Source organism: Rhizobium sp. 01N48 (assembly GCF_056399145.1).
Genome location: NZ_JBFTQT010000009.1, coordinates 17,241 through 37,784, shown reverse-complemented (window position 1 = coordinate 37,784; position 20,544 = coordinate 17,241). Strand labels below are relative to the sequence as shown.

Sequence of the window (20,544 nt, the reverse complement as noted above, 5' to 3'; positions counted from 1 at the left end):
AAGGCCAGCTGAAATGCACAGCTCCTCAGTATCTCCCGCCAGTGGCGCGGCCTCGAACGCCTCCGCCAATGATCTCGAAGCGGTCGCGCGCAAGGGCGGCAAGCTCAAGCGCATGGCGGTCCGCATCCCCACCTATATGGCCGATATCCGCGAGAACCCGGCCTGGCTGCCGATGTTCCTCCTCGCCCGCACCATTCCCGGCCGCCGCGCCCACTGGCTGACGGCCAAGAAGAGCAACGGCGCGATCGACAACTTGCCCACGATCTTTGACGGTGTGAACGCCGAAACCGCCGTCGATGCGCTGAACAGAGACGGCATCTTCCCCGACCTGCAGCTGCCGCCCGATATCACGCGGGAGATATCCGCCTTCGGCCACGCCACCCCGTGCTTCGGCAATTTCGACCGCAGAATAGAATTCACCGCATCGGACCACCGCGCCACCGAAGACAGGCTCGGCCGACCGATCCTCTCCGGTCACCATTTCGAGCGGGCGCTGGATTGCCCGGCGGTTCTGACCGTGCAGCGCGATCCGCTCTTGTCGGAGATCGCCCGCCGCTATCTCGGCGCCCAGGCGCAACTGATCACCACCCGCACATGGTGGAGCTTCCCGACCAAGGCCAGCGAAGCCGACCGCAGCCTTGCCTCGCTCGACAAGTATCACTTCGATCTCGACGACTGGCGGATGCTGAAGTTCTTCTTCTATCTCGTGGATGTGGATCAAGGCACCGGCCCGCACGTCTTCGTCCGTGGCAGCCACAACAAGCGCCGCATGAAGCACCAGCTGACACTGCAGGTCGGCCATCCCGCTGACGAGATCATCGATTATTACGGCAAGGACAGCCCGATCACGCTGACAGGCAAGGCCGGCTCCGGCTTCGTCGAAGACCCCTTCGGCTTCCACATGGGAACCGTCGCCACCGAAAAACCGCGCCTGATGATGGAAATCGGCTTCGGCGTCTCCAAACCCTCCCGCCGCCGCTTCCACGGCGAACCGGTGCTGCGCTAGGGAGCGCAGCCACCGATGCGATCAGAGGCGCCATAAAGGGGCGGGTGGCGCCTAAGCCAGCGCCTGCAGATAGCGCATGCCGGTCACCGGGCGCGGGATGAAGTCCATGTGTTCGTAGAAGCGGTGCGCCTGGATATTGCCCGTCGCGGCGCTGACCGAGAGGTAGCCGCAGCCGGCATTGCGGGCGGTATCGCGGGCGCGGTTGACGAGATGCTGGCCGACCCCGTGGCCGCGATGGCCGTCACGCACGAAGAGATGGTGCAGATCCATGCCGCGCGCGCCTTCCTGTGCGCGGTAGAGCGGCACGAGGATGGCGTAGCCGATCAGGCCTTCGTCGGTTTCCGCAACGAGAGCGGTAATCCAGGGCAGGAGGCCGAACAGGTCGCGCTCCAGCTGCTCAGGCGTCGAGCCGGCGGCGTCGCCGTGGTGCTTGGCGAGCAGCGCGATCATGTCGTTGAGTTCGGGCAGGTCGCGCGGCTTGGCGGCGCGGATATTGATCACCGGCGGGCGGATCAATGAGATTTCGCTGTCTTCGATGTCGGTCATGTCTTTGCGTCCCGGTCTGGCGTTTCGTGGTGTTCTGCCGTCAGGACGCTTGAGATACAACAAAGCCGCCTGACGGCGGCTTGTTGACAATAAGATCTGTCCAGCCGCCCTTTACAGGTACAGCCAAAAATACGAGCAGGAGATGTGCGCGTTCTTGATCATGGTGAGATGAATCATCCAGAACGCGCCTTTTGTCAATGGCCTCTTTTGTCAGGGCAGTTGCTCATCGGTAAAAGACCCTCTCTGGCCTGCCGGCCATCTCCCCCACAAGGGGGGAGAAGACTCGTGGCGCGCGTCTGCCTCAATTGGGCTCGGCCGATGTGGCTGGGTTAAGCCCTCCCCCTTGTGGGGAGGGTTGGGGAGGGGTCTTTTGTTCATGCGATTCTCTGCCCGCCCTTACGCCACCGTCTCGCCAATCGCGCAGCGTCTGCCCTCGCAAACCTCTCCCACCACTTCGTCGACAGAGCCGAGTAGGCTTCCCAAACGCCTTCTCTCCTGATAGGGTACCCCCCTATCCTATATCGAGAAGATGATGTCCCACACCCAGCACAACAAGAAAAAGCTCATCGCTCGCATCAACCGGCTGAAGGGCCAGATGGATGCGGTGGAGCGGGCGCTTGAGGCCGAAAAGCCCTGCGGCGAAATCCTGCAGCTGCTTTCCTCCATTCGCGGCGCGCTCAATGGGCTGACCGGCGAGGTGCTGGATGATCATCTGCACGAGCATGTGCTGCACGCTGCCGACGAGAAGGCGCGCAGCGAGGCCGTCGAGGAAATTTCCGAGGTTCTGAGAACCTACATCCGCTGATGCGCCTGAGGGCGCCAGACCACTGACGAGATCACTGACAAGGAGCGTGCGATGAGCGCACAGACAAACAACCTGCAGCACGAGCACGTCTTCCTCGGCGAGGACCATGACCGCAACACCCGCCGCATCTGGCTCGTCATCGCGCTGACCGCATCGATGATGGTGGCCGAGATCGCCGCCGGCACGTGGTACGGCTCGATGGCGCTGGTCGCCGATGGCTGGCACATGTCGACCCATGCGAGCGCCATGCTGATCTCGGCGGTCGCCTATCTCTACGCCCGCCACCAGGCCCACAATCCGCGCTTCACCTTCGGCACCGGCAAGCTCGGCGATCTCGCCGGTTTCGCCAGCGCCATCATCCTGGCGCTGATCGCGCTGCTGATGGCCTATGAAAGCGTGGTGCGCATCGCCAACCCGGTTCCGATCAGCTTCTCTCAGGCGATCGGCGTCGCCGTCCTCGGCCTCGCCGTCAATGTGCTGAGCGCCTGGCTGCTGAAGGACGACCACCATCACCACGGCCACGCGCATGGCCATGGCCATGGGAGCCACGCGCCCCACGGTGATCACGGCTCCCATGCCCACCACGGTGATCACGCCCATCACGGAGATCATGCGCCCCACGGCTCCCATGCCCACCACGGCGACCACGCCAGCCACGCCCCGCGCGCCACCGACAACAACATGCGCGCCGCCTATGTCCACGTCATCGCCGACGCGCTGACATCAGTGCTCGCCATCGCCGCACTTCTGCTCGGCAGCCTCTACGGCTGGCTCTGGCTCGATCCGCTGATGGGCATCGTCGGCGGCGTCATCATCGCGCAATGGGCCTGGGGCCTGATGAAGGCATCCGGCGCCGTCCTGCTCGACACCCTTCCCGCCGCGGGCGAGCTGCCCAAGGCGATCCGCAAGGTGGTCGAGACCGATGGCGACGAGATCACCGACCTGCACGTCTGGCAGGTCGGCCCCGGTCACCATGCGGCCATCGTCGCGGTCGCCACATCGGCCCCCCGCGCGCCATCCTTCTACAAGGAGAAGCTCGCGACGCTTGGCCAATTGTCGCATGTGACGGTCGAGGTCACGCAGATGGCGGCCAAAAAGGCCGCCTGACGCTCGTGATGCCAGAGAAGGGCTTGATGCCGGGAATGCGAATCTGAAAGATCAATGCTTTCCGATGGCGAAGGCGGCGGGCGACGCAAGCGGGCCACAATCCCGCTTTAACCCGGTTCTCATTGATGCCTTCATCGATTCTGGCAGAGGTCTTTTCATGCATCCCTTTTCGATCCGCCGCCGCACGCTGCTCGGCTCCGCTTTGCTCGCCCCGGCGTTGTTCCTGCCGGGGATCGTCCCCGCCGAAGACAGCGACGACGAGATCGACCGCCGTATCGGCGCGCTGGAAAAGCAGATCGGCGGGCGCATCGGCGTGTCGGTCATCGATACCGAGACCAACATCTCCTTCGGCTATCGCGAAACCGAGACCTTCCCGATGTTCTCCACCTTCAAGGTGCTGGCCGCCGCCATGGTGCTGTCACGCGTCGACAAGGGCGAGGAAAATCTCGAACGTCGCGTGGTCTACGAGAAGGAGCAGCTCATCGCCTACTCGCCCGAGACCGAGAAGCACGTCGGCGGCGAGGGCATGAGCGTCGGCGATCTCTGCAAGGCGGCGATCACGCTGAGCGACAATACCGCGGCCAATCTCATCCTCGAAAGCCTCGGCGGCCCGAAGGAACTGACCAACTGGCTGCGCACGCTCGGCGACGGCTCCACCCGCCTCGACCGCATCGAGCCCGACCTCAACGACATCGCCAAGGACGACCCGCGCGACACCACCACGCCCGATGCCATGCTCGACACGCTCGGCAACATCGCGCTCGGCTCGGTGCTGTCGGAGCCCTCGCAAAAGACGCTGATCGAGTGGATGGTCGCCAATACCACGGGCAACGAACGCCTGCGCACCGGCCTGCCGGAAACCTGGAAGATCGGCGACAAGACCGGCACCGGCAAGAACGGCTCCGCCGCCGACATCGCCATCTGCTGGCCCCCCGGCCACGGCCCCATCCTGATCGCCGTCTACGTCACCAACGCGACGGTGGCGACCGCCGAGATCAATCCGGTATTCGGCGAGGTGGGGCGGATCGTGGCGGAGATGGTGTGAGCGGGCGGGCGGAAATCGAGATTAAGATCAATAGGATGCGGCAGAAAAGTGAATCTTGCTCGCATCTCATTGAATCAGTCTCTTAACAGTTGGCTCCACCCTTGAGTTGCAGCCGAAGCGCCCCCATCCTCTCCCCTCATTCTCGCCCTTGTGGCGGGAATCCAGCCGACGCGCGTCCGCGCGGCGAGGAGACTCTTCTTTGGCTAGGTGCTGGGATCAGGTCATTCACGGCGCAGACGCGCCGTGGCTGGATTCCTGTCACAAGGACAGGAATGAGGGTGGAGTTTGTGGCGCTGGGAGAGTCCTATCGCAGCGGCAGCAAGCATGGGCCGCGATCATCGTCTCCAATCAGCTTTTACGGCAACATCCCCTCACACCGCGCCGATATCCGCGGCGGCAGTCTCGCCCTTGTCGTCATTCCCGGCCAGATGGAGCTCACTTCGTCGGTGATCCGCTTGAATCAATCTCTCAACCTCAAGCACCACCGCTGACCATTAGCCGAAGCGCCCCCATCCTCTCCCTCATTCTCGCCCTTGTGGCGGGAATCCAGCCGACGCGCGTCGCGCGGCGAGGAGACTCTTCTTCTTCGGTGAAATGCTGGGAGCAGGTCATTCACGGCGCAGACGCGCCGTGGCTGGATTCCTGTCACAAGGACAGGAATGAGGGCGGAGTTTGTGGCGCCCGGAGAGGCCTATCGCGGCGGCTGCAAGCATGGGCCGCGATCTCCCGTCCCAGCAACATCAACTCGCCGCCCCCCTCACACCGCGCCGACATCCGACGCAGCACTCTCGCCCTTGTCGTCATTGCCCGTCAGCTGTCGTTTCACCTCGTCGGCGATCTGCTTTTCGATCGCCGCGCGGTCGTCCATCGACATCCCCTTCAGGCTGTCTTCGGTCATCCCGAGGCTGTCGAGCACCTGCTTGCGGATGCGTTCGGCGAGCGTCATGTTGGCGAGGTCGCTGAATTCGCTGACGACGGCGTCGTGGCGGGCTTTGGCCTCGTCTTCCACACCTGACATCGTCTGACTTTCGTCGGTCGCCTGCAGCGCCCACATGGTGCTGGAGATCGAGGGCGGCGTCGTGCTGGGCGCAAGCGATGCGCCGCTCTGGCGAACGCTGTCTTCGATCGTCATCGGCTGCTGCTTGTTGCGCTGGCCGGATTGCTGGAAAAGATTGCCCAAGCCATAAGTGCTCGAGATGCTGTCGCCGATCTTCATGAAAATTCCCCCTGAGACAATGCACGGAAGAATTGCGTCGAAAGCCTGCGCCAGCCTTTCGTTGTCATAATCGTGGCTGTGCCATCAGAGGCCCAAACGCAAAATGGCCGCCCGGAGGCGGCCATTTCGGTGGTCGTTGAAGCTGCTTAGGGCAGCGTGTAGGCGATGACGTAGTCGCCCGGCTTGGTGCCGATCGATCCGTGTCCGCCGGCCACCATCACGACATACTGCTTGTTGTCCGAGGTGGTGTAGGTCATCGGCGTCGACTGGCCGCCGGCCGGCAGGCGGGCCTGCCACAGCTGCTTGCCGTTGGTCACGTCGTAGGCGCGTAGGTAATCGTCGACCGCGGCACCAAGGAAGGCAACGCCGCCCTTGGTGATGATCGGGCCGCCGATGCCGGGAACGCCGAGCTTGAAGGGCATCGGCAGCGGGCTCATGTCGCGAACCGTGCCGTTCACCAGCTTGTAGGCGGTCTTGCCCGTGGTGAGATCGGCGCCGGCGACGTAACCCCATGGCGGTGCCTGGCAGGGAATGCCGAGCGGGCCGAGGAACGGACCCATGACCACACCATAAGGCGCGCCGTCATTACGGTTCAGGCCCTGTTCGCTGCCCTTTTCGCCTGCACCCTTCGGCGGGATGTCGGCTGCGGGTACCAGACGCGAGGTGAAGGCCAGATAGGTCGGCATGCCGAACATGATCTGCCGTTCCGGATCGACCGCGACCGAGCCCCAGTTGAAGGTGCCGAAATTGCCTGGATAGACGATCGTGCCTTCGAGCGACGGCGGCGTATAGCGGCCTTCATACTTGTAGCGGTGGAACTCGATGCGGCACGCGAGCTGGTCGAACAGCGACACGCCCCACATGTTCTTCTCCTGCAGCGGTGGCGGCGAGAAGGTCAGGTCGGAGATCGGCTGCGTCGGGGAAGCATGATCCTCGGGGATCGTGCCCTGCGGCGCGGGGATTTCCTTGAACGGAATGATCGCCTCGCCGGTGCGGCGGTCGAGCACGTAGAGGTCGCCCTGCTTGGTGGGCGCCACGAGTGCCGGAACGACGGTACCGTCAGCCTTCTTCATGTCGAAGAGCACGGGCTGTGCTGGAACGTCCATGTCCCACAGGTCGTGGTGCACGAACTGCTGGACCCAGCGCAGCTGGCCGGTCTTCATGTCCAGAGCCACGACCGACGACGAGAATTTCTCGACATTGGCGCTTCTGTTCATGCCGAGCTGGTCGGGCACCTGGTTGCCGAGCGGCACGTAGATCAGGCCGAGACCTTCGTCAGCGGACAGGACCGACCAGCTGTTCGGCGAGTTCGTCGTGTAGGTCTGGCCCTCGGGCAGAGGCGTCGTGACGTCGGGGTTGCCCGAATCCCAGTTCCAGACCAGCGCGCCGGTGTGGATGTCGAAGGCGCGGATGACGCCGGACTGCTCCTGGGTGGAGTAGTTGTCGTTGACGGCGCCGCCGATGATCAGCTTGCCGTCGATCGCCACCGGCGGCGAGGTCGAGTAGTAGTAGCCGGCGGGGTTGTACTTCATGCCCTTTTCGAGGTGCAGCGTGCCCTGGTCGGCGAAATCGGTGCAGACCTTGCCGTCGAGCGCATCGAGCGCGATCAGGCGGGCATCGGCGGTCGGCATGTAGACGCGGTCGACGCAGGGCGCGCCGGCAGCCGCTGCCGTATCGTGGTAGTAGGTAACGCCACGGCACGTCTGGTGCTGCCGGTCCGGGTTCATGCCGGAATTGGCGTCGAACTTCCACTTTTCCTTGCCGGTCTCGGCATCGAGCGCGATGGCAAGGTTGTGTGGCGTGCAGATGTAGAGCGTATCGCCAACCTTGAGCGGCGTGACCTGGTAGGTCGTCTCGCCGACGTCATCCGGCCGCTTCACGTCGCCGGTCTGGTAGCGCCAAACCTCTTTCAGGTCCTTGACGTTGCTGACGTTGACCTGCTCCAGCGGCGAATAGCGCTGGCCGAAGGGCGTGCGGCCGTACTGGTGCCACTCGCCGTCGGTCACCGTGCCGCCGAATGTCGTGGTGCCGGTCATGGCCGTCGGCAGGCTGCCGTTCTGGTCATGCGGGTCCGTCGTCATCGAATAGCCGGCGACCACGATCGCGATCAGAACCGGAATGGCGAGCGGCCATGGGCTGGCCGGGTAGGGCGCGCCCGTCGTGCCGGAGAAGCCGAGCGGACGGCGGATCCAGGGCGTAAGCAGCCACAGGCCGAGCAGGATGATCAGGCCGCCGCGCGGTCCGAGCTGCCACCAGTCGAAGCCGACTTCGTTGATCGCCCAGACGAGCGAAACGACGACGAGCACGGCATAGACCCAAATGGCCGACGCCTTGCGCTTCAGAAGCAGCGCAGCGGTCAGCAGGAACATGATGCCTGCGAAGAGATAGAAGAAGTTACCACCGAGCAGCACGAGCCAGAGCCCGCCTCCGCCGAGTGCCAATCCTATCAGAATGAAGAGGATGGATGTTAAGACGATCGCCATCAGGCCGGTCTCCAACTGAAATGCATAAAGCTCCCGAGGGGGCCCGGGAGTGGTCAGGAATGCACGCAAACGGCGAACAGGACATTTTGCCGCAAGCGTCATCAGCGGAAATAGAGCGACCCCATCTGCCTTTCAACCGCCACAATATGGGGGGGCTGGAAGTGGCTAAAATATGCGACAGAATCCGGATTTGCGGGTGAGCGTTGAACCTGGGCTTTGGCTGCCGTCACGAAAAAGCCATGAAACCCAGGCGTTTGGCCGCGACAAAACGTCAGAGCCGCGCTAGCGTCCTGGTAGAGGAAATCGGAACGTCACGTCCCGCAGAATGTCTGCAGCACGCGCTCCTCGGGCTCGGGCGGCTGCATGTAGGCGGTAAACTCCGCGTGATCCGCATAAGGCCTGGCGAGAACGTCGAGCAGCGCTTCGAACAGCGAGAAATCCGCATCCTCGACGGCGGCTACGATCGCCTGCTCGATGCGGTGATTACGCGGGATGAAGGCGGGGTTGACGCCAAGCATCGCCGCGTTGCGTTCGTTCTGAGTTGTCGTCTCGCGCGTCAGACGCTCCCGCCAGCGCACCAGCCATTCCTTCGCCGCCGTGCTGTCGCTGAACGTCTCCAGAAACGCGTCTTCGGCACTGTCGTCGGCCGCCAGATGCGACAGCCGCCGGAACGTCAGCGTAAAATCCGCCTGGCCGGCCTGCATCACCGAAAGCAGCGACTGGATCAGCGAGAGATCGTCGTCTTCTACGCCAGCAAGACCGATCTTCTCGCGCATCCCCCGCATCCAGTGCAGCTGGAAGCGCTCTCCATAATCTTTGATGACGACATTGGCGATCTCCACCGCCTTGTCCTGATCGGCGTCAATCAGCGGCAGTAGCGTTTCTCCAAGCCGCGCCAGGTTCCATTGCCCGATACCGGGCTGGCTGGCATAGGCATAGCGCCCGTTCTGGTCGATCGAGGAAAACACCGTGCTGGGATCATAGGCATCCATGAAGGCGCAGGGGCCGAAATCGATCGTCTCGCCCGAAACGGTCATGTTGTCGGTGTTCATGACGCCATGGATGAAGCCGACATGCAGCCACTTGGCGATCAGCGCCGCCTGCCGTTCGGCAATAGACTCGAACAGCGCGATATAGGGATTGGCCCCGTCCTTCAGCTCGGGATAGTGCCGGTCGATGACGTAATCGGCGAGCGCCCGAACGCCATCGGTATCGCCGCGCGCCGCAAAGAACTGGAAGGTGCCAACCCGGATATGGCTCGCCGCCACGCGGGTAAAGACAGCACCCGGCAGGATCTGCTCGCGATAAACAGGCTGCCCCGTCGAGACCGCCGCCAGCGCCCGCGTCGCCGGCACGCCGAGCGCATGCATCGCTTCGCTGACGATATATTCGCGCAGCACCGGCCCGAGCGCCGCGCGCCCGTCACCCCGCCGCGAAAACGGTGTCGCGCCAGCACCCTTCAACTGGATATCGCGGCGCCGGCCTTTGACGTCGATCACCTCGCCAAGCAGGATCGCCCGCCCGTCGCCCAATTGCGGCACGAAGCTGCCGAACTGATGTCCCGCATAGGCCATCGCCAGAGGATCTGCGCCCTCAGGCACGAGATTACCGGAAAAGATCGCGGCCCCATCGCGCTTCAGAAGCTCGACATCGAGTCCGAGCTCTCGAGCCAGCGGCTCATTGAACTTGATCAGCCACGGCTCGGCGGCCGAGGACGGCGCCTGCCGGGCAAAGAAATTCTGCGGCAACCGCGCATAGCTGTTGTCGAAGGGGAAGGGGCGTGACGTCTGTGCGGGTGCAATGGTCATAGGCTTTAGGTAGGGCTCAGGCCCCGCCGGCGCAAGCGCTCAAGCGCCGTGTGTTGGCCGGAAATTCACCGGTTGCGCCCGCCGCCGCCGCCGCCACCGCCGCCTCCACCTCCGCCATGGCCACCGCCTCCACCGCCATTGCCACCGCCACCATGCCCACCCCCGCCGCCGCCCTTGCCACCCCCACCGCCGCCGCCCTTGCCACGGCCATTGCGGGAAGACGCCTGCGTGCCTTTGCCGGTGTCGTCAGGGAATTCGACCTCCGCCGTGGAGTTGACGACCGTGTTTGCCCGGTAGGGAACGATGTTTGCCGCGCCCAATTCACCCTCGGTCTTCTGGCAAGTGTAGCGGGTGCTGCCGCCATTGCGGATCAGGACGTCGTTGCCGCCCTTGCTTTTGACGAACGTCATGTCGTGGCCAACGAGCCGCGCGCTTTTCTTGCCGAGCCTCTCGCTCTTCATCTGGTAAAAGGTGCCATTGACGCTGAGGACCGATTTCTCCCAGTACACATCGACCGAGGGACTGCCGCCGCATTTCTGATAGGCTTGGGCTGTGCCCGCCATAAGAACGGCCGCTGCCGCCGCGATGAGATATAGACGCACCTGCCCCTCTCTCCCATTTTCGCCGAAGGCCAAGGCCCCGCGGCGCTCCTCTGATGCAAGCTTGAGCGCGTTAGCCAGGAAATCAATTCGGAAATAGGAAGTAGCGACGGGCGGCGATTACCGCAGGCCTAGGCAACGCGGCTATCGCCGACAGGATCATCGAACATGGTGGGGTAGTAAATTGTCACGTTATGCAGCCAATTGAAGATTTCCTCTTAACTCTCTCCTTAAGTTCGTTTGCTACTGGTTCCAAATGTCCGACATGGATGTTCGAGGTTGCAATGAGCGATGGTAATCCGAAGCGCATCGTGGAGATGCTCGTTGTTGGGGCCTACATCTCCACCTTTGGTCTTGCTGCGGTCAGCGGGCTTGCCATCGACCTTCTCGGCCTCGCGCCTATCGCCGCCTGTGCCGCCGCGTTCCTGCTGATTGGCCTTCTGTGTAAACGTTTTGGCATGCCGCGCGTGCGGGATGGCACAGTGTGCGTGGTCTACGGGCTGTTGCTTACGCCACCGATTGCGCTTTCCACCTATCTTGCCATTCGGTTGAACATGCCTTTCCAAGATCGCAATCTGGCGTCGCTGGATGCGGCGCTCGGCTTTGACTGGCACTATGTCATTGGTCTCGTAGATAAATCTCCGGTACTTTCGACTATCTTCAATGTCGCATACGCGACGTTTTCATATCAGCTTCTGTTCTGGCCGCTGCTGCTTGCTATCTTCGGTCACAAAACGCGGGCATATGTCATGGTGGCGAGCTTCGCAGTCATTTGCTTTCTGGCCAGCATCATTTCCATCTGGACGCCTGCGGTCGGCGCCTACGCTTACTATCGCTTCGACGACGGCATGCTCAAAAATCTCGATGCGTTTTACGGCTACGATTTCCTGGATGAGTTCAAAGCGGTTCGCGAGGACAGCAATTTCGTCTGGAATCTCGCGACCAGCAAAGGCATTTTGACCTTCCCCTCCGTTCATGCGGCTGTGGCTCTCCTATGCGCGTGGGCCGCGTGGCCTCTCAAGGCGTTGAGGTATCCGGCGATTATCTTGAACGTCGCAATGGCCTGCTCCGCAGTTGCCACCGCCGGTCATTACGCAATCGATATCGTCGCCGGTTGCGCGTTGGCGATAGTCTCGATTGCTCTTATTGTCCGTGTAAGCCGTCTCAATCGCGTGCCGGCTGCTGAGGGTGCTCTGATGTCTTGGACACGGCCTCTTTCGATGGTTCACAAGCGCTTGAGATGACGAGGTAGGACCGCGCGCCGATTGCTGGCGGCTGACCGCAGTGGTAGGATTAAATCGCACCTCCACACGCAAACGCGGGAGCCACACATGGAAAAGCTCAGCATCACGCTACCGACTGAAATGGTCGATGTGATCAATGCCGAGATCGATGCAGGCGCCTTCGCCTCGACCAGCGAAGTCATCCGCGCCGCCATGCGTGCCTGGATGCGCCAGGAGGAAGAGCACAAGGAACGCATCGCCGCCATAAGGGCGCGTGTGCAGGAATCGCTCGATGATCCCAGGCCGAGCTTGAGCCTTGAGGAAATTGATGACTGGCTGGAGACGCTTGCGGTCGAGCCGAGCCGGCAATGAAGGCTTACGGTGTCACGTTCCGCGGAGCGGCGCAACGCGACCTGAAAACGATCTTCGACTATGTTCTCGAGCGAAGCGGCAGTCGGCAAACGGCCGTTTTGTATCTCAAGCGATTGCGGGATCGCTGCAGCCGCATAGGCGACGCCCCATTTGGCGGCGTTGCGCGACCTGATCTTGGTGCTGATTTGCGCCTAGCTGTTTTCGAGCGCAGCATCGTCATTCTCTACCGTGTCGAGGCCGAAACCATCCTCATCACCAACATCTTCTCCGGCGGTCGCGACTACGAAACGTTGATGCGCGATCATCGCTGATACACCCATACGCTGAGCTCACATCAGCCTTGCCATTTCAGCATAGCCCCGCCACATTTGCGGGCGTATATAAAAACTTCATTCACCCTTGGCGCCATGCCATTTCATGCCCGCGGCGATTGCCTTCGCGCTTGAGCCGCGTATTCGCGAGCGATCCCTGACGATGTCGGATCAGATCTACCAGGCGGCTGTCGTTGGACGCCCGCAACTCAATTTCCGCTTGATTGCGATGATCGTCGCCAGCGCCATGTTCATGGAGCAGCTGGACGCCACGGTTCTGGCCACCGCACTTCCCACCATGGCGCGCGATTTCGGCGTCAGCGCACCGTCGATGAGTATCGCGCTGACATCCTATCTGCTCAGCCTCGCCATCTTCATCCCGGCAAGCGGCCTGATCGCCGATCGCTTCGGCTCGCGCACCGTCTTCCGCTGGGCCATCGTCGTCTTCGTTCTCGGCTCGATCTGTTGCGCGCTCTCGCCCAATCTCTGGTGTCTCGTGTTTGCCCGCCTGCTGCAGGGTCTCGGCGGCGCCATGATGATGCCGGTCGGCCGGCTCGTGCTTTTGCGCAGCGTCGCCCGTAAGGACATGGTCAATGCCATGTCTTGGCTGCTGGTGCCGGCGCTGATCGGCCCGATCCTCGGCCCACCTGTTGGCGGGATGATCGTCACCTATCTCGATTGGCGCTGGATCTTCTACATCAATGTGCCGATCGGCATCCTCGGCTTCGCTCTGGTCTCGATCTTCATCGAGAATTTCAAGGGCGAGACGAAGAAGCGCTTCGACACCATCGGCTTTATCCTGTCTGGCATCGCGCTCGGTTCGCTGCTTTTCGGCTTCGAGAGTTCCAGCCGTCCCGGCGAGGGGATGTTCGCGCTGTTCCTGATCGCGATCGGCGTGCTCTTCGGGATTGCCTATCTCAAGCACGCGCGAAAGCACCCAGCGCCGATCATGGATTTCTCGCTGATGAGGGTGCCGAGCTTCGGTACCTCTGTYATCGCCGGCTCGCTCACACGCATCACTCAGGGCGCGCAACCCTTCCTGCTACCGCTCTATTTCCAGCTCGGCTTCGGTCTCTCCGCCGCCAAGGCCGGCCAGCTGGTGACGGCAGCGGCCATCGGCTCCATGGCGATGAAGGCCTTCGCGCCAAGGATCCTGCGCCGCTTCGGCTTCCGCAACGCGCTGGTCTTCAACGGCTTCACCGCCACCTTCGGCTACGCGCTCTGCGCCTTCTTCCGGCCCGATTGGCCACTCGGCTTGATCTTCGCCGTGCTCGTCATGTGCGGCTTCTTCATGTCGTTCCAGTTCACCGCCTACAACACGGTCGCCTATGACGCGATCGAGCGCGACCGTATGAGCGCCGCCACGAGCTTTTACGTTACCTTCCAGCAGCTGATGCTGTCGCTCGGCATCTGCGTCGGCGCCTTCGTGCTGCATGTCTCGATGTCGGCAACCGGCAGCGGCGACACGCCGCAACTGCACGACTTCTCCGCCGCCTTCCTGTTCGTGACCGCGGTCTCGCTCACCGCCACCTTCTGGAACCTGCGCTTCTCGCGCACGGCCGGCGCCGATATCAGCGGTCACGGCGGCAACAAGGCTGCAGCGCACGCCGAGCATTGAGGGCGGTTAGCTATCTTCCATCTCGGCCGCCATTTCGGCGAGCTTGCGAACGGTATTGATGTTGCGCGAGGTGCCGGCATTGAGCGCCGGCAGCTTCAGCTTCGATTTGCCGGAACCGATGGGATAGTGCACATAGATCTCCCGCCCATCGACGACAGCCTCCTCTCCGTCAGGCGCCACCATCCTGTCGAGCGCATCCTTAGGCGCAGTCTCGTGCAGGAAGCTGACGATGAGAAAACTCGGCTTGGCATCGGGAAAGGGCGCTCTAGCGACGATCGCCTCCATCTCCTTGCGGCTGCGCACCATCACGCCTGGCTTCTTGCCCAGCACCTCGCCGAGTGCGTCATCCAACGTGCGTGCGACATCGGCCTCGTTGGCGTCTGCGCGAAACAGCACGTTGCCGCTCTGGATGTAGGTCTTGACGTCGGTAAAGCCGAGCTTCTCGCAGATCGCCTTCAGCTCCGTCATGGGGAGCTTGCCGGTGCCGCCGACATTGATGGCGCGCAGTAGGGCGATGTAGACCGGCATTGGGGGCTCCTTCCGTTGGCGGAGGAGCAAGGATTACCCCCCTCTGTCCTGCCGGACATCTCCCCCACAAGGGGGGAGATCGGCCAGCGGTTAGGTTTGCGCCAGACAATCAAGGTTGGAGCGAGCGGCCGCTCCCAGCCAATCTCCCCCCTTGTGGGGGAGATGCCCGGCAGGGCAGAGGGGGGTAACCCGTCGGCACCCCGCCAGCGGATTACATCTTCCCCGCCACCTTCACCGCAAACGCATACTCGAACGCAACCTCCTCCAGCCGCTGAAACCGCCCCGACGCTCCGCCGTGGCCCGCGTCCATGTTGGTCTTCAGCAACACCGGCGCGCCGCTGGTCGACTTGTCGCGCAGCTTCGCCACCCACTTGGTCGGCTCCCAATAGGTCACGCGCGGGTCGGTGAGGCCGCTCAGCGCCAGGATCGGCGGGTAGGGTTTGGCTTCCACATTGTCGTAGGGCGAATATGCGGCGATCTGGCCGTATTCCTCGCGGCTGTCGATCGGGTTGCCCCATTCCGGCCATTCCGGCGGGGTCAGCGGCAGCGTGTCGTCGAGCATGGTGTTCAACACGTCGACGAAGGGAACGGCGGCGATGACGCCGGCAAATTTTTCCGGCGCCATGTTTGAGATCGCTCCCATCAGCATGCCGCCGGCCGAGCCGCCCTCGGCGATGATGTTGGCGTAAGAGGTGAACTTCTGTTGATTCAGATAGTCGGCCGCCGCGATGAAGTCCTTGAAGGTGTTGGTCTTCTTCTCCATCTTGCCGTCTTCGTACCACGCAAAGCCCTTGTCCTTGCCGCCGCGGATATGGGCGATGGCATAGACGAAGCCGCGGTCGACGAGCGACAGGCAGTTGGTGTTGAAGCTCGCCGGAATGGTCACGCCATAGGCGCCGTAGCCGTAGAGCAGGCAAGGGGCCGAGCCGTCGAGCGGCGTGTCCTTGCGATAGAGCAGCGTCACGGGCACCTCGACGCCATCCCAACCAGGCGCGAAGACGCGGCGGGTGACATAGTCGTCGACAGTGTGGCCCGAGGGCACTTCCTGCGTCTTCAACAGCGTGCGCTCGCGCGTCACCATGTTGTAGTCGTAGAGCTGCGATGGCGTCGTCATCGAGGAGTAGGAGAAGCGGATCACGTCGCTGTCGTACTCGGCCGCACCCTGCAGGCCGAGCGAATAGGCCTCTTCCGCAAAGCCGATCGCGTGCTCCTCGCCGGTCGCCCGGTCCCGGATCATGATCTGCGGCAGGCCGTCCTTGCGCTCCAGCCAGAGCAGGTGGTGGGCATAGGCCATGTGGCTGATGATGAGCGTGCCCGGCTTGTGCGGCACCACCTCGCGCCAGTTCTCCTTGCCTGGATTATCGACCGGCGCTTCCATGATCTTGAAATCCTTGGCGTCGCCGTCGTTGGTCAGGATGTAGAACACCTCGCCGCCCTCGGTCAGCGTGTACTCGATACCCTCCTCGCGCTCCGCCACCATCTTCGGCTTGGCGGTAAGGTCGCTGGTCGGGATCAGCAGATATTCCGAGGTCTCGTGGTCGTGAATGTCGATATAGATGAAGTCGTCGAGCAGCGAGCCGCCGACGCCCATGAAGAAGCCCGCATCTTCTTCCTCATAGACCAGCCGGTCTTCCGATTGCGGCGTGCCGATGATGTGGTGGAACACCTTCGACGGGCGGTGGTTCTCGTCGAGCGCCGAGTAGAAGAAGCTCTTGCCGTCGGGCGCCCAGGCGCCGCCGCCGCCGGTGTTCTCGATCAGATCAGGCAGGTCCTCGCCGGTCTTGAGGTCGCGAACCTTCAGCGTGTAGAACTCCGAGCCCTTGTCATCATAGCCCCAGATACCGCGATCGTGATCGGTGGAGTGGTCGATGCCGGCCAGCCGGAAGTAGGCCTTGCCCTCGGCTTCCTTGTCGCCGTCGAGCAGCACGGTGCGCTGGCTCTCATCCTTGATGTCGGCGTCGCGCGGGATGCGGAAATAGCGCGGCTGCTCGCCGCCGGTCACGAAGAAGGTGCCGTAGGCAAACGGTCCGTCCTTCATCGGGATCGAGCTGTCGTCTTCCTTGATACGCCCGCGCATCTCGGCAAACAGCGTCTTCTGTAGCGGCTTGGTGTCTTCCATCGCCGCGTTCATATAGGCGTTCTCCGCTTCCAGATGCCTGCGGATTTCGGGATCGAGGATCGAGGGATCCTTGAACATCGCCTGCCAGTTGTCGGCGCGCAGCCAGGAGTAATCGTCCGTGCGGGTGATGCCATGGCGCGTGTCGGAATGCGGCTTCTTCGGCGCAACGGGCGGGTTCGGCAGGTTCTTGAAGACGGACAAGGGGAGCTCCGGGGTCGGCATTTCAGGTTGTGAAGAGATAGAGACGCAAGCGCTCTCGATCAAGCGGCAAAAGCCACGCGCAAGAGTGCCATGCGACGCTCGCTAAATGGTGACTGTGCAAAACCCAAGCAATCCTCACCTTGCCTTGATGTGACCACAATATTTAAGAAAGTCCGCTCCCATCGTGCGGAATTCTGCCATGGCCGGGCGGCCTCTAAGGTTGCCCTTACTGAGCCGGCCGCGCAGCATTCCGGAATGAGCTTGCAAAGGATTTCTTCAGTAATGCCGAAACGTATCGCCCTCGTTCTGACCGCTCTCAGCCTTGCCGCCTCCGCCTTTGCACCCACCGCATTCGCCGTCGACCCCGCAATCAAGAAGCAGCTCGAAAAGCTCGACCCCGCGACGCGCCTCGAACAGAGCTGCGACACCGAGGCGATGAGCCGCATCAACAAGGACGCCACCGGCTACAAGCCGGACAAGGTGATCGCCTACACCTTCAAGGACCCGGTCCCGAGCGACGATCGCCTGGAAGCGCCGGGCGCGGTCTTCCGCAGCAAGGGCGATTGGTATCACCTGTCCTACAGCTGCATCACCGGCCCGCAGCACATCAATGTGCGCGAGCTGAGCTACCAGATCGGCGACAAGGTTCCGCGCGACAAGTGGACCAAATATTACCTCTACGATTGAGCGGCCACGAGCCTCTCGTCCAGACCAACGCAAAACGGCGGCTCCTGATGGAGCCGCCGTTTCGCATTCGTGTCGCTGGACAGCCTAGACCAGTTCGCTGAACGCGGCTGCCGTGAACGGGCGCATGTTTTCATTGTCGCCGGTGCGCACCTTGGTCACCCATTGCGGATCGCTCAGGATCGCGCGGCCGACGGCGATCAGGTCGAACTCCTCGCGCTCCATGCGTCGCACCAGATTGTCGAGCCCGACGACGCTCGAGCTCTCGCCGCCGAATGCCGCCATGAAATCGCCGGAAAGGCCGACAGAGCCGACGCTGATGGTCGCGGCACCCGTGAGCTTCTTCGCCCAGCCGGCGAAATTCAGCCCCTGTTCGCCGTCGATCTCGGGGAACTCGGGCTCCCAGAAGCGGCGCTGCGAGCAGTGCAGCACATCCACGCCGGCTTCCACCAGCGGCATCAGCCAGTCGGTCATTGCATCAGGCGTTTCGGCAAGCCGCGCCTTGTAGTCCTGCTGCTTCCACTGGCTGAGACGCATGATGATCGGATAATCGTGACCGACGGCCTCGCGCATCGCCTTCACCACATCGGCGGCGAAGCGGGCGCGTTCCTTCAGCGTCGCGCCGCCATAGCGGTCGGTGCGCTTGTTGGTGCCGTCCCAGAAGAACTGGTCGATCAGATAGCCATGCGCGCCGTGGATCTCGAAGGTGTCAAAGCCGAGCCGCTTGGCGTCGGCTGCGGCCCGCGCATAGGCTGATATCGTGTCGGCGATGTCTTCCTCGCTCATCGCTTCGCCGCGCGGCGTTTCCGGCGCAAGCAGGCCGGACGGGCTTTCGACGCCGCTCGCCGGCCAGTCGCCTGCGGGGTGCGCGACCGAGCCGACATGCCAGATCTGCGGCCCCATCTTGCCGCCCTTGTCGTGAACCGTCTTGATCACCTTGCTCCAGCCGGCAAGCGACTTCTCGCCGTGGAAGAAGGGGATGCGCTCATGGTTGCTGGCCGCCGGTCGGTCGATGACGGTGCCTTCCGAAAGGATCAGTCCGACGCCGTCTTCGGCGCGGCGGCGATAATAGGCCTCGACGTCGGCCCCCGGAACGCCCTCGGGCGCGAAGGTCCGCGTCATCGGCGCCATGACGATACGGTTCTTGAGCGCGAGCGATTTGATCTTGAACGGCGCAAACAGCGCGTTGACGTCAGCTGCATTCATTACGGGCAAACTCCTGTAGAAAGGTGGCGCGCCTTAAGTATATTCTATATACCTAGTGTCAATGAGGCACTGCGGAGCGCCTAGGTAGCATCGAGGAAACCGCCATGAACGAACATCGGCCGATCTCAGCCCCCGTCAATTGCCGCGCGGACCGCCCCGACGCGATCGAGCAGAGCTTCGTCGTCGATTGCCCGAGCCGGCTCTTGTTTGAGCAGATCGCCGACAAATGGTCGATGATGATCCTGACCGTGCTCGATCGCGGGCCGCTACGCTTCAACGCCATCAAGCGCCAGCTCGGCGGCATCACCCAGAAGGCGCTGACCCAGACACTGCGCCGCCTGGAGCGCAACGGGCTCGTCACGCGCGAAGTCATTCCCGTCTCGCCGGTGGCGGTCGAATACCGCATCAGCCCGCTCGGCCGTTCGCTGCAGACGCCGTTCAAGGCGCTCTACGCCTGGACCGTCGACTACCTGCCGGATGTGGAAAAAGCCCGCGCCGCCTTCGACGAACGTTCGGCCGGCTGATCATGCCTTGCCGTTAAGCCACGACTTATTTATCGACAGAAACAGCGATGCGCCGAACCGGCCGTAAATTTGCCGCGGAAGCGGCCGATGCGATCATTATACGGCTGCTGCCATCTGAACTCGGTTTGAACTCCACGGTCCCGGCATATGAAAAATCTCGTCCTCGCCTCGGCGCTGCTCCTTGCCCCGGTCGCAATTGCCGCTGCCGGGCAAACGGCGACAATCCAGCCCGTCGTTGCGGCCACCATGCCTGCGCCCGTTGTCCCGCTATCGTCGGCCCCAGGGACCGCAGACACGGCACCGAAGTCCACCCCGAAGGCCGTGGCCAAGGCTCCTGCGCCCAAGCAGACGCCGCCCAAGCAGACATCATCCACGAAGCTCGTCGAGCCGCACCTTCGCGTCGCCCGTTCCGATATCAAGGGCCATGCCCGCGTGGCGCTCACCTTCGACGCCTGCATGGGCAAGGCCGACGAGCGTATCCTCTCGGTGCTGGTGTCTGAACGCATCCCGGCCACGATCTTCGTCACCGCCCGCTGGCTGAAGCACAATCCGCAAGCGCTGCAGGTCATGCTCGCCAATCCCGATCTGTTCGAACTGGAAAATCACGGCCAGAACCATATCCCCGCCGTCGACAAGCCGGTGTCGATCTACGGCATCGCGTCCGCCGGTTCTCCCGAGGCCGTGCGCCTCGAGGTTCAGGGCGGCGCCGACGCCATGCTCGCCTCCGGCATCCCGGCCCCCCGCTGGTTCCGCGGCTCGACCGCCAAATACGACCTCTCTTCGATCGCCCAGATCCGCGCCATGGGCTACCGCATCGCCGGCTACTCGGTAAACGGCGACGGCGGCTCGCTTCTTGGTGCTGCGATCACCGAAAAACGCATCTCCTCCGCCAAGGACGGCGACGTCGTCATCTCCCACATCAACCAGCCGACGCACGCGGCCGGCGAGGGGGTGGCGAAAGCGATCTTGGATCTGAAGGCCAAGGGCACGGAGTTCGTGCGGCTGCAGGATGTCAAGGATCGTGGGGATGATGATACGACGGAGTAGGGTGGCTCTCTACTGGCGTTGGCTTTGGCGCGGGAGCACGGGTCGCTAGATCCGAGTGCGTGTTACCCCCCTCTGTCCTGCCGGACATCTCCCCCA

Annotated in this window: 20 protein-coding genes; 12 read left to right on the top strand and 8 right to left on the bottom strand. The window is 62.8% G+C overall.

The genetic code is table 11. The features are described 5' to 3' along the window. The first annotated feature begins 13 nt into the window (after positions 1-13). Positions 14-1,006 (top strand): phytanoyl-CoA dioxygenase family protein, encoded by a 993-nt coding sequence (locus AC1DOG_RS17500; protein ID WP_477929771.1) that lies wholly within the window; start codon positions 14-16, stop codon positions 1,004-1,006. A gap of 51 nt (positions 1,007-1,057) precedes the next feature. Here the strand turns inward: AC1DOG_RS17500 and AC1DOG_RS17495 are convergent, their stop codons facing one another. Further along, positions 1,058-1,552, bottom strand: a complete 495-nt coding sequence (locus tag AC1DOG_RS17495) for an N-acetyltransferase family protein (protein ID WP_477929769.1) — start codon at positions 1,550-1,552, stop codon at positions 1,058-1,060. Positions 1,553-2,084: 532 nt separating this feature from the next. Here AC1DOG_RS17495 and dmeR point away from each other — a divergent pair. From dmeR to AC1DOG_RS17475, 4 genes are all read left to right on the top strand, one after another. Further along, on the top strand, positions 2,085-2,357 hold the full coding sequence (dmeR, locus tag AC1DOG_RS17490) for a Ni(II)/Co(II)-sensing transcriptional repressor DmeR (protein WP_018902506.1): 273 nt from the start codon (positions 2,085-2,087) through the stop codon (positions 2,355-2,357). A 51-nt stretch (positions 2,358-2,408) separates the two neighbouring features. Further along, a complete protein-coding gene (gene dmeF / locus AC1DOG_RS17485) occupies positions 2,409-3,464 on the top strand; it encodes a CDF family Co(II)/Ni(II) efflux transporter DmeF (RefSeq protein ID WP_477929767.1) in 1,056 nt (351 codons plus the stop codon). Between the two features lie 157 nt (positions 3,465-3,621). After that, positions 3,622-4,509 (top strand): class A beta-lactamase, encoded by an 888-nt coding sequence (gene bla / locus AC1DOG_RS17480; RefSeq protein WP_477929765.1) that lies wholly within the window; start codon positions 3,622-3,624, stop codon positions 4,507-4,509. Positions 4,510-4,781: 272 nt separating this feature from the next. After that, the gene (locus AC1DOG_RS17475; RefSeq protein ID WP_477929763.1) at positions 4,782-5,000 is read left to right on the top strand and encodes a hypothetical protein; all 219 of its coding nucleotides are present in this window, start codon (positions 4,782-4,784) and stop codon (positions 4,998-5,000) included. A gap of 266 nt (positions 5,001-5,266) precedes the next feature. Here AC1DOG_RS17475 and AC1DOG_RS17470 read toward each other — a convergent pair whose 3' ends face one another. The 4 genes from AC1DOG_RS17470 to AC1DOG_RS17455 all read right to left on the bottom strand — a co-directional run bounded on the left by AC1DOG_RS17470 (position 5,267) and on the right by AC1DOG_RS17455 (position 10,618). Further along, positions 5,267-5,725, bottom strand: a complete 459-nt coding sequence (locus AC1DOG_RS17470; RefSeq protein WP_477929761.1) for a hypothetical protein — start codon at positions 5,723-5,725, stop codon at positions 5,267-5,269. Between the two features lie 146 nt (positions 5,726-5,871). Continuing rightward, the gene (locus AC1DOG_RS17465; RefSeq protein ID WP_477929759.1) at positions 5,872-8,208 is read right to left on the bottom strand and encodes a glucose/quinate/shikimate family membrane-bound PQQ-dependent dehydrogenase; all 2,337 of its coding nucleotides are present in this window, start codon (positions 8,206-8,208) and stop codon (positions 5,872-5,874) included. Positions 8,209-8,519: 311 nt separating this feature from the next. Then, positions 8,520-10,016, bottom strand: coding sequence for a protein adenylyltransferase SelO (locus AC1DOG_RS17460; protein ID WP_477929757.1), 1,497 nt, complete (start codon positions 10,014-10,016; stop codon positions 8,520-8,522). 65 nt (positions 10,017-10,081) lie between these two features. Continuing rightward, on the bottom strand, positions 10,082-10,618 hold the full coding sequence (locus AC1DOG_RS17455; protein ID WP_477929755.1) for a hypothetical protein: 537 nt from the start codon (positions 10,616-10,618) through the stop codon (positions 10,082-10,084). A 281-nt stretch (positions 10,619-10,899) separates the two neighbouring features. Here AC1DOG_RS17455 and AC1DOG_RS17450 point away from each other — a divergent pair, with 281 nt between their 5' ends. The 4 genes from AC1DOG_RS17450 to AC1DOG_RS17435 all read left to right on the top strand — a co-directional run bounded on the left by AC1DOG_RS17450 (position 10,900) and on the right by AC1DOG_RS17435 (position 14,139). Then, on the top strand, positions 10,900-11,859 hold the full coding sequence (locus tag AC1DOG_RS17450; protein ID WP_477929753.1) for a phosphatase PAP2 family protein: 960 nt from the start codon (positions 10,900-10,902) through the stop codon (positions 11,857-11,859). A gap of 87 nt (positions 11,860-11,946) precedes the next feature. Continuing rightward, the gene (locus AC1DOG_RS17445; protein ID WP_018902515.1) at positions 11,947-12,210 is read left to right on the top strand and encodes a type II toxin-antitoxin system ParD family antitoxin; all 264 of its coding nucleotides are present in this window, start codon (positions 11,947-11,949) and stop codon (positions 12,208-12,210) included. Further along, positions 12,207-12,521 carry a type II toxin-antitoxin system RelE/ParE family toxin gene (locus AC1DOG_RS17440; RefSeq protein WP_477929751.1) on the top strand — a complete coding sequence of 105 codons (315 nt, stop codon included), beginning with the start codon at positions 12,207-12,209 and terminating at the stop codon, positions 12,519-12,521. Before AC1DOG_RS17445 ends, AC1DOG_RS17440 begins: the two co-directional genes overlap by 4 nt. Positions 12,522-12,684: 163 nt before the next feature. Continuing rightward, positions 12,685-14,139, top strand: coding sequence for a DHA2 family efflux MFS transporter permease subunit (locus tag AC1DOG_RS17435; RefSeq protein WP_477930051.1), 1,455 nt, complete (start codon positions 12,685-12,687; stop codon positions 14,137-14,139). Between the two features lie 6 nt (positions 14,140-14,145). Here AC1DOG_RS17435 and AC1DOG_RS17430 read toward each other — a convergent pair whose 3' ends face one another. Further along, positions 14,146-14,667 (bottom strand): DUF1697 domain-containing protein, encoded by a 522-nt coding sequence (locus tag AC1DOG_RS17430; RefSeq protein WP_477929749.1) that lies wholly within the window; start codon positions 14,665-14,667, stop codon positions 14,146-14,148. Positions 14,668-14,878: 211 nt separating this feature from the next. Then, the gene (locus tag AC1DOG_RS17425; protein ID WP_477929747.1) at positions 14,879-16,987 is read right to left on the bottom strand and encodes a S9 family peptidase; all 2,109 of its coding nucleotides are present in this window, start codon (positions 16,985-16,987) and stop codon (positions 14,879-14,881) included. A gap of 282 nt (positions 16,988-17,269) precedes the next feature. Between AC1DOG_RS17425 and AC1DOG_RS17420 the strand changes: the two genes are divergently transcribed. Next, entirely contained in the window at positions 17,270-17,674 is a 405-nt protein-coding gene (locus AC1DOG_RS17420) for a DUF930 domain-containing protein (protein ID WP_018902520.1), read from the top strand. 84 nt (positions 17,675-17,758) lie between these two features. Here AC1DOG_RS17420 and AC1DOG_RS17415 read toward each other — a convergent pair whose 3' ends face one another. Further along, entirely contained in the window at positions 17,759-18,877 is a 1,119-nt protein-coding gene (locus AC1DOG_RS17415; protein WP_477929745.1) for an NADH:flavin oxidoreductase, read from the bottom strand. Between the two features lie 164 nt (positions 18,878-19,041). Here AC1DOG_RS17415 and AC1DOG_RS17410 point away from each other — a divergent pair, with 164 nt between their 5' ends. Together AC1DOG_RS17410 and AC1DOG_RS17405 are read left to right on the top strand one after the other, a co-directional pair. After that, positions 19,042-19,401, top strand: a complete 360-nt coding sequence (locus AC1DOG_RS17410) for a winged helix-turn-helix transcriptional regulator (protein ID WP_477930049.1) — start codon at positions 19,042-19,044, stop codon at positions 19,399-19,401. 147 nt (positions 19,402-19,548) lie between these two features. Next, positions 19,549-20,448, top strand: a complete 900-nt coding sequence (locus tag AC1DOG_RS17405; protein ID WP_477929743.1) for a polysaccharide deacetylase family protein — start codon at positions 19,549-19,551, stop codon at positions 20,446-20,448. Positions 20,449-20,544 lie beyond the last annotated feature (96 nt).

Bases quoted from the DNA above. Each gene is read 5' to 3' on its own strand.
- AC1DOG_RS17500 (WP_477929771.1), top strand. From the start codon at position 14: ATGCACAGCTCCTCAGTATCTCCCGCCAGTGGCGCGGCCTCGAACGCC.
- AC1DOG_RS17495 (WP_477929769.1), bottom strand. From the start codon at position 1,552: ATGACCGACATCGAAGACAGCGAAATCTCATTGATCCGCCCGCCGGTG.
- dmeR (WP_018902506.1), top strand. From the start codon at position 2,085: ATGTCCCACACCCAGCACAACAAGAAAAAGCTCATCGCTCGCATCAAC.
- dmeF (WP_477929767.1), top strand. From the start codon at position 2,409: ATGAGCGCACAGACAAACAACCTGCAGCACGAGCACGTCTTCCTCGGC.
- bla (WP_477929765.1), top strand. From the start codon at position 3,622: ATGCATCCCTTTTCGATCCGCCGCCGCACGCTGCTCGGCTCCGCTTTG.
- AC1DOG_RS17475 (WP_477929763.1), top strand. From the start codon at position 4,782: ATGAGGGTGGAGTTTGTGGCGCTGGGAGAGTCCTATCGCAGCGGCAGC.
- AC1DOG_RS17470 (WP_477929761.1), bottom strand. From the start codon at position 5,725: ATGAAGATCGGCGACAGCATCTCGAGCACTTATGGCTTGGGCAATCTT.
- AC1DOG_RS17465 (WP_477929759.1), bottom strand. From the start codon at position 8,208: ATGGCGATCGTCTTAACATCCATCCTCTTCATTCTGATAGGATTGGCA.
- AC1DOG_RS17460 (WP_477929757.1), bottom strand. From the start codon at position 10,016: ATGACCATTGCACCCGCACAGACGTCACGCCCCTTCCCCTTCGACAAC.
- AC1DOG_RS17450 (WP_477929753.1), top strand. From the start codon at position 10,900: ATGAGCGATGGTAATCCGAAGCGCATCGTGGAGATGCTCGTTGTTGGG.
- AC1DOG_RS17445 (WP_018902515.1), top strand. From the start codon at position 11,947: ATGGAAAAGCTCAGCATCACGCTACCGACTGAAATGGTCGATGTGATC.
- AC1DOG_RS17440 (WP_477929751.1), top strand. From the start codon at position 12,207: ATGAAGGCTTACGGTGTCACGTTCCGCGGAGCGGCGCAACGCGACCTG.
- AC1DOG_RS17430 (WP_477929749.1), bottom strand. From the start codon at position 14,667: ATGCCGGTCTACATCGCCCTACTGCGCGCCATCAATGTCGGCGGCACC.
- AC1DOG_RS17420 (WP_018902520.1), top strand. From the start codon at position 17,270: ATGCCGAAACGTATCGCCCTCGTTCTGACCGCTCTCAGCCTTGCCGCC.
- AC1DOG_RS17415 (WP_477929745.1), bottom strand. From the start codon at position 18,877: ATGAATGCAGCTGACGTCAACGCGCTGTTTGCGCCGTTCAAGATCAAA.
- AC1DOG_RS17405 (WP_477929743.1), top strand. From the start codon at position 19,549: ATGAAAAATCTCGTCCTCGCCTCGGCGCTGCTCCTTGCCCCGGTCGCA.